The sequence below is a fragment of the Pseudomonas parakoreensis genome (genome assembly GCF_021602155.1).
Classification (GTDB): domain Bacteria; phylum Pseudomonadota; class Gammaproteobacteria; order Pseudomonadales; family Pseudomonadaceae; genus Aquipseudomonas; species Aquipseudomonas parakoreensis.
Window position 1 is genome coordinate 1 of the sequence record NZ_BQHY01000109.1, and the last position, 230, is coordinate 230.

Annotated in this window: 1 protein-coding gene; it reads right to left on the minus strand. The window is 53.9% G+C overall.

Annotated features, from left to right (window positions below):
- Nucleotides 1-230: hypothetical protein (locus tag L6D63_RS28900; RefSeq protein ID WP_373873767.1), on the minus strand; the 230-nt coding region annotated here is incomplete at its 3' end.

A 230-nucleotide genomic window follows, 5' to 3' on the forward strand; every position in this document is an offset into this window, starting at 1 on the left:
CCACCAATCAGAGTGTCGATGCCGGCGCCACCGTCGAGGAGGTTGTTGCCAGCGTTGCCGGTAATAGTGTTGTTGAGGGTGTTGCCGGTGCCATTGAGGTTACTGCCGCCGACCAACAGCAGATTCTCAAGATTGCTTCCCAGGGTATAACTCACGTATGAGAAAACCGAATCGATTTCAGTCAGAGAGGTGCCAAGTTCGATGACGGTATCGCCCTCGTTATCGACCAC